Origin of the sequence: Streptomyces sp. NPDC058457 (assembly GCF_042720695.1) — a bacterium.
Taxonomy (GTDB): domain Bacteria; phylum Actinomycetota; class Actinomycetes; order Streptomycetales; family Streptomycetaceae; genus Streptomyces.
The window spans coordinates 34,172-40,496 of record NZ_JBHXLU010000107.1 but is presented as its reverse complement, the minus strand read 5'-3'; the positions used below and the strand labels follow the sequence as shown (position 1 = coordinate 40,496).

Below are 6,325 nucleotides of genomic sequence, written 5' to 3'. Positions count from 1 at the left end.
CAGATCAAGGGCTCCGACCTGGTCTCCGCGGTCCGCACGGTCGCCTCGGGCCAGTCGATGCTGGACCCCGCGACCACCGCCCGCCTCATGCGCTCCCTGCGCGCCGACCCCGCCGAGACCCCGTCCATGCCGCCCGAGCTGGCGAGCCTCTCCCCCCGCGAACGCGACATCCTCGCCCTCATCGGCGACGGCCTCACCAACCGCGAGATCGGCAAGAAGCTCTACCTCTCCGAGAAGACCGTCAAGAACCACATCTCCCGCCTCCTCGCCAAGCTGGGCGTCCAGCGCCGCGTCCAGGCCGCCGTCCTCGCCTCCCACCTGGAACAGCCCGAGACCGGGGGACGACCGGCGAAGTAGGCCGTGCGGAGAGCCTGGTGAGGACCTGCTGGCCACGGTTTTCCCTTCTCGGACCGAGCGCTGCCAACCACCGTGGTCACGGAGCTCCGCGACGCCGCCCGTGCCGACGGCGCCCACCTCGACCTCGTGTCGCCCGCGGACGTGGATCCCCTGCTCCGGCTGATCGGCCAGGCGGAACACCGCAACAACGCCGACACCGACCGAGCGGTGGAGAGCCGCCGCCTGGTCCGCGCGACCGGCTCCACCAGGCGCTGGAATGGCCGGATCTGCGTGACCGGCTGATCCCGCCGTCGCACGGACGACCTCGCCACGCACAGATGGTGACACGTGCCGGATACGGCCAGGAGGGACCTCCGTCGCCGCGTCGGCACGTGCCGGCGCCGTGGCGCACTGCCTGAGGTGATGTCCGCCGGTCGCCGGGGCCCTCCGGACCCGGCCGGTGACCATTGGCCCACTGACGACACCGCTCGCGCAGGAAAACGTAGGAGGTGCGGTTCCCGATCCACGGGCGCGAGCGACGAGGAGTGTTCTGATGGCGAAGGCATATCTGGTGGGCAGCGGGATCGCGGCGCTCGCCGCGGCGGCTTTCCTGATCCGCGACGGCGGGTTCGACGGCGCGGACATCCATCTCTTCGAGGAGCAGATGGGCATCGGGGGCAGCCTGGACGCGGGTGGCTCGGCGGAGGCGGGTTACACCATGCGCGGCGGCCGGATGTTCGAGGCCGAGTTCCGCTGCACGTACGATCTGTTGTCCGGCATTCCCACCCTGGACGACCCCTCGGTGTCCGTGACGCAGGAGATCCTGGCCGGGCACGAGGAGTTCGCCTGGGACGACATCGCCCGGCTGGTCGACGGGGCGGGGAAGATCGTCGAGACCCGTTCGATGGGCTTCTCGGAGCGCGACCGGCTGGACCTGGTCCGGTGTTTGGCCGCTCCCGAGGGCCACCTGGACGACAAGCGGATCACCGACTGCTTCGGCGAGCACTTCTTCACCACGAACTTCTGGTTCATGTGGTGCACCACGTTCGCCTTCCAGCCCTGGCACAGCGCCATCGAGTTCCGCCGCTATCTCCGCCGCTTCATCCACCTGTTCCCTGAGTTCGGCTCCATGTCCGGCATCCACCGGACCCGGTACAACCAGTACGACTCGATCGTGCGCCCCCTGGCGGCCTGGCTGCGCGGGCGCGGCGTGACCATCCATCCCGGATGCACGGTCACCGACCTCGACTTCGCCCCGGGGAAGGACGGCAGGACGGTGGAAGCCGTCCGCCTGTGCCGGGCCGGCCGTGAGGAGAGGATCGCCGTCGCCCCCGAGGACCTGGTCCTGGTCACCAACGGCTCCATGACCGACGCCTCCAGTCGGGGCACGCACAGCTCTCCCCCGCCGCCGCCTCCCCAGCGCTCGGAAGCCTGGCTGCTCTGGCACCGGCTGGCCCGAGGACACGAGAACTTCGGGAACCCGGACGCCTTCGACAAGCATGTGAAGGAGTCCCGCTGGGAGTCGTTCACCGTCACCGCCAAGGACCCGGCCTTCCTCGACGCCCTCGCCGAGTTCAGCGGCCGGGAGACCGGCAAGGGCGGGCTGATGACGTTCACCGACTCCAACTGGCTGCTCACCATCGTCGCCAACCGCCAGCCCGTCTACCGCGACCAGCCGGACGACGTCTCGGTCTGGTGGGGCTACGGCCTCTTCCCCGGCCGCGCCGGCAACCACACGCCCAAGCCCATGACCATGTGCTCGGGCCGGGAGATCCTCGAAGAGGTCCTGCACCACCTGCACTTCGACGACCGGACCTGTGCCCGTGTCCTCGAGACGTCCACGGTCATCCCGTGCGTGATGCCCTACATCACCAGCCAGTTCCTGAACCGCCGTCGTGACGACCGGCCCGACGTCGTGCCCGGGGGCTCGGTCAACCTCGCCTTCATCGGGCAGTTCGCGGAGGTGCCGGACGACGTCGTCTTCACGGTCGAGTACTCCGTACGCACGGCGTGGACCGCGGTTTCCCGGCTGCTCCGCCTCGACAAGCAGCCGCCTGCCGTCTACCGGGGCCACCACGATCCCCATGTCCTGGCGGCCGCTCTGGAGACCATGCACCGCCGTTGACGCACGCACCCAGGGAGGGCCGCTCGGGCCCTCCCGGAGACGTTCGGTACCTGCACCGGGGAACCGCGGTCCGGCCAACCGCTGGGCGGCACTGCTCGTGCTCTGTGTGTCGCTGCTGATCGTGACACCGGACAACACGATCCTGAACGTGGCACTGCCCACGCTGGTCCGTGAACCGGACGCGTCGACGACCCGGTCGCAGTGGATCGTGGACGCCTACGCCCTGGTCTTCGCCGGGCTGATGCCGGTGGCCGGAAACATCGGTACGGGGCTGCTCGCCGTCGCGTGCGGGCTGTGGCAGGTGTCCGGCGCGGACGTCTCCAGCACGTGCTCACCGGCATGCTGCTGCTCGGACTCGGCGCCGGTCTGGTGGTCCCGGCCGCGCTCGACTCCCTCACGGGCACCTTGCCGCAGAGCCGGACGGGTGGGTGGCACGTCCGGGCGGATGCTGTCGGAGCCGGCGCGCTCGGCGTTCGTGAGCGGCATGGGGCTGAGGCTGTCCGTCGGGGCCGCGGCGGGTGCCGTGCCGGCCTTGACCGCCCTGCCGTCCCGGCCCCGCGTCCACCCTGGATCAGGGTCCACCGGCCCTCAGGAGGGCCGTCCGGGACCTGTTGTCCGGCGGCCTCCCACAGGGACCGTGGAAGCGAGTCCATCCCGCGACGTCAGCCCGGACGTCGCTGAACCGGGGAAGTGAACCATGATGATGTACTGGTACGGACACGGCATGAGCGGCTGGGCCTGGTTCTGGATGACCGCCGGCAATCTGCTGTTCTGGGCCGCGCTCATCACCGCCGTGGTGCTGCTCTTCCGTGCTGTGCTGCGCCCTGGTACCCACGTGGGCGGACACCCGGGCTGGAGCGCGCAGCCCCCGTCCGGCAGCCCGGGCGCCGAGCAGATCCTCGCCGAACGGTACGCGCGCGGCGAGATCGACGAGGAGGAGTACCGACGCCGCCTGGACATCCTGCGCGGCTCGTCGCCAGGACCGGCCGGGAAGTGACCGCGCCGAGCCCCCGCCGCTGTGGCGGGGGCTCACCGCCGCCGGGTCGCTCAGCCGACGAACTCACCGACGGCTGCCTGGAGCTCGCTCAGTCCCTGTTTCGCGTCGGTGAAGAACATCCCGGTCTTCAGGTCCGTGTACAGCTCGTTGTCGATGCCCGCGCAGCCGTGGACCGTCGAGCGATTGATGACGACGCTCTTCGCCTTGTCGACGTCGAGGATCGGCAGGCCGGAGATGGCGTTGCCGGGGCGTCGGGCCGTGGGGTTGGTGACGTGGTCGGCGCCGACGACGAGGGCGACGTCCGCCTGCGGGAACTCCGCGTCGGCCTCGTCCATCTCCTTCAGCCGGGTGCAGGGGGGCGGCGGTACGCACCCCACGCGACCCGGGCCAGGAACGACGGGTCCGCCCGGCCCGGGAAGTGCTCGACGAGCGGGTTGAAACCCAGGTGCCGCACGGTCGGCCGGATGTTGAGAAGCGCCGCTCCGCAACTGATGACCATTTCCCGGCCGAAGGGTCCGAGACGGGGAGTCTCCGGGCGTCGTCCGCGTGTACTTCGATGCCCCCGCCGTCGTCCTCGGCGACGAAGCGCCAGGGTTGTGTGTTGTACGGGGAGGGCGCGGTGAGGACGTCCCGGACGAGGCAGGCGGATGCGTGGCAGGGCTTCGTGCGGACGTCGGACATGATCGTGGACCGCCCTTCCTCTGATCTGACGTCACCTTCAGTCGTGCGGGATCAGTACGACCGGCCGGCTCACGTGATGGATCAGCGCATGCGCCACCGGGCCGGTGTGCGAACCGATCGCGGTACGCCGTCTGCGGCGGCCCACCACCAGCAGACCGGCCCCGCCCGCGGCGCGCACGAGGACGTGCGCTGCCCGCCCCTCGTGCAGGTTCTCCAGGACGATCACGTCGGGGTACTTCGCGCGCCAGGGCCGGAGAAGCTCCGTGAGTTCGTGCTCGGCCTGCTCCCTGATCCGCGTACGCTCCTCGACGCCCGGGACGACGCCGGTGAGCGGTACGTGCCAGGCGTGCACGGCGCGCAGCGGCGCCCTGCGGAGCTCTGCCGCGCGGAACGCGAAGTCGAGGACGTCGTCGCAGGCGCCGCCGATGTCGACGGCCACCGCGACGTCACGGAAGGGGGTCGCGGCCGACGACTTCCCCCTGCCGTCGGGGAGGTGTTCGTCCGCCGCCGTCTCGTCGGCCCGGACGAGGACGGCCGGCCGGTCGACGTGCGCGACGGTCGACATGGCGACCGATCCGGACATGAACCCCTGCACCCCGCCCGGTCCCCTGTTCCCGATGACCAGCAACCCGGCGTCCGCCGCCTCGTCCAGCAGCGCGGGACCGGGCTGCCTGCGCACCTGTTCGGCGGCGATGTACAGCTGCGGATACCGCTCGCTCAGCACGTCGAGGGCTTGGCGCAGCACCCGGCGCGCGTGGTACTGCGGTGCCCTGAGTTCTGGCAGGTTCGCGTCGACGCCGTCGTCGGGCAGGCCTTCCCAGGCATGTACCAGGCGGAGGGGCAGCCCCCGCCGGAGGGCTTCCCTGGCCGCCCAGTCGGCCGCCGCGAGACTTTCCCCCGATCCGTCCAGACCGGCCACGACATGCCTCGCCATGACCGTCACCTCCTTCGTCCGTCCGCGCTGTCGCGGAAACCTGGGCGCTGTGCCCCGGCGGCAGGATCCGGGGCTCTTCTAGGCATGGGGGACGACGGCCACGGGGCACCCGGCGTGATGGATCGCCGCGTGGGTGACCGGTCCGGTGCGGGGGCCGACCGGGCGATCGGCGAGACGGTGGCCGACGACGAGGAGACTCGCACCGGTCGAAGCACGCACGAGCGCGGTCGTGGGCCTGTCCTCCACCACCGTCGCCAGGACCTCCACGTCGGGGTACTTGTCCTGCCACACCTGGAGCACGGCCTTGAGGAAGCCCAGCCACTCCTCGCCCTGCCAGGACTCCTTCATCAGACCGACCTCGCCCGGCCCGAGGCCGACCGGCCCGGCGGGGTGCCAGGCGTGCACGACCCGCAGCCGGGCGTGGCGGAGCCGGGCCGCTTCGAAGGCGAACTCGATGACTTCGTCGCAGGGGTCGTCCAGGCCGATCGCGAGCACGACGTCCCGGTAGCCGGTGAGCGTCGATTCGCTTCCGTCGCCGGCGAGGAGGTGCTCGTCCGCGGCCTGCTCGTCCGCCCGGACGAGTACGACGGGGCGGGTGGACCCGGCCACCACGCCGAGGGCCACCGAGCCGACCAGGAATCCGGTGAAGCCGCTGAGGCCGCGCGAGCCCAGGACGATCAGCTCGGCCCGGTCCGCGGCCTTCAGCAGGGCGGCGGTGGCCGGTCCCTCCATCTGCTCGTCGCTGAGGCGGACTTGAGGGTGATCCCTGCGGACCCGGTCCCCCGCCTGGCGCAGTGCGCGCCGGGCCAGATGCCGTTGAGCGGCGTTGGCGATCTCCCCCTCCTCCTGACGGGGGTGCCAGTTCCAGGCATGGACCATGTGCAGCGGCCGGTCCTGCCGCAGCGCCTCGCGCGCCGCCCAAGCGGCGGCAGCGAAGCTTTCGGCGGATCCGTCGACTCCGGCGACAACGGGGCGAAGCATCTCGGCACCTCCAGCACTCGGTCTGCTGTCCGTACCAGCGTCGCGCTGCGGCTTGTGCGAAGGCAGAGGCTGCCCGGTCCCTTCCAAGGGCCGTACGGCCCCTCGGCCTGCTGCCCGCCGCCGGCCGGGCAGGGGCAGCTCCCGTCCGGCTGCTCGCAGGGACCGAACAGGTACGGCAGCCGGATCCGGCCACACTCCGCCGGCACGGATCTCCAGCCCGGCCGCAGCGGGACGAGGTCCCTGGGGTGCCGACCGCAGGAGTCACCCGGCC

General features: G+C 71.4%; 7 protein-coding genes and 1 pseudogene. 4 read left to right on the top strand and 4 right to left on the bottom strand.

The window, feature by feature from the left end; all coding sequences use genetic code 11:
• The 3 genes and pseudogenes from ACFWPS_RS46600 to ACFWPS_RS46590 form a co-directional block, all read left to right on the top strand.
• Positions 1–357, top strand: a 357-nt coding sequence (locus ACFWPS_RS46600) for a response regulator transcription factor (protein WP_383718357.1), incomplete at its 5' end; no start/stop codon positions are given.
• Positions 358–429: 72 nt separating this feature from the next.
• Positions 430–639 carry a hypothetical protein gene (locus ACFWPS_RS46595; RefSeq protein WP_383718355.1) on the top strand — a complete coding sequence of 70 codons (210 nt, stop codon included), beginning with the start codon at positions 430–432 and terminating at the stop codon, positions 637–639.
• Between the two features lie 235 nt (positions 640–874).
• A pseudogene (locus tag ACFWPS_RS46590) lies at positions 875–2,461 on the top strand (oleate hydratase); the annotation flags it as partial.
• A 216-nt stretch (positions 2,462–2,677) separates the two neighbouring features.
• On the opposite strand, the gene ACFWPS_RS46585 reads toward ACFWPS_RS46590, so the two are convergent.
• On the bottom strand, positions 2,678–2,947 hold the full coding sequence (locus ACFWPS_RS46585) for a hypothetical protein (protein ID WP_383718354.1): 270 nt from the start codon (positions 2,945–2,947) through the stop codon (positions 2,678–2,680).
• Positions 2,948–3,158: 211 nt separating this feature from the next.
• Here ACFWPS_RS46585 and ACFWPS_RS46580 point away from each other — a divergent pair, with 211 nt between their 5' ends.
• Positions 3,159–3,458, top strand: a complete 300-nt coding sequence (locus ACFWPS_RS46580) for an SHOCT domain-containing protein (RefSeq protein ID WP_383718351.1) — start codon at positions 3,159–3,161, stop codon at positions 3,456–3,458.
• A gap of 50 nt (positions 3,459–3,508) precedes the next feature.
• On the opposite strand, the gene ACFWPS_RS46575 is transcribed toward ACFWPS_RS46580, so the two are convergent.
• From ACFWPS_RS46575 to ACFWPS_RS46565, 3 genes are all read right to left on the bottom strand, one after another.
• Entirely contained in the window at positions 3,509–3,835 is a 327-nt protein-coding gene (locus ACFWPS_RS46575; RefSeq protein WP_383718349.1) for an NAD(P)(+) transhydrogenase (Re/Si-specific) subunit beta, read from the bottom strand.
• Positions 3,836–4,176: 341 nt separating this feature from the next.
• Positions 4,177–5,073: a universal stress protein gene (locus ACFWPS_RS46570; protein ID WP_383718345.1), complete on the bottom strand. Its 897-nt coding sequence runs from the start codon at positions 5,071–5,073 to the stop codon at positions 4,177–4,179.
• A gap of 78 nt (positions 5,074–5,151) precedes the next feature.
• A complete protein-coding gene (locus tag ACFWPS_RS46565; RefSeq protein WP_383718342.1) occupies positions 5,152–6,054 on the bottom strand; it encodes a universal stress protein in 903 nt (300 codons plus the stop codon).
• Positions 6,055–6,325 lie beyond the last annotated feature (271 nt).

Coding starts and splice junctions, on each gene's coding strand:
- ACFWPS_RS46585 (WP_383718354.1), bottom strand. CDS start 2,947: ATGCCGCTCACGAACGCCGAGCGCGCCGGCTCCGACAGCATCCGCCCG.
- ACFWPS_RS46580 (WP_383718351.1), top strand. CDS start 3,159: ATGATGATGTACTGGTACGGACACGGCATGAGCGGCTGGGCCTGGTTC.
- ACFWPS_RS46570 (WP_383718345.1), bottom strand. CDS start 5,073: ATGGCGAGGCATGTCGTGGCCGGTCTGGACGGATCGGGGGAAAGTCTC.
- ACFWPS_RS46565 (WP_383718342.1), bottom strand. CDS start 6,054: ATGCTTCGCCCCGTTGTCGCCGGAGTCGACGGATCCGCCGAAAGCTTC.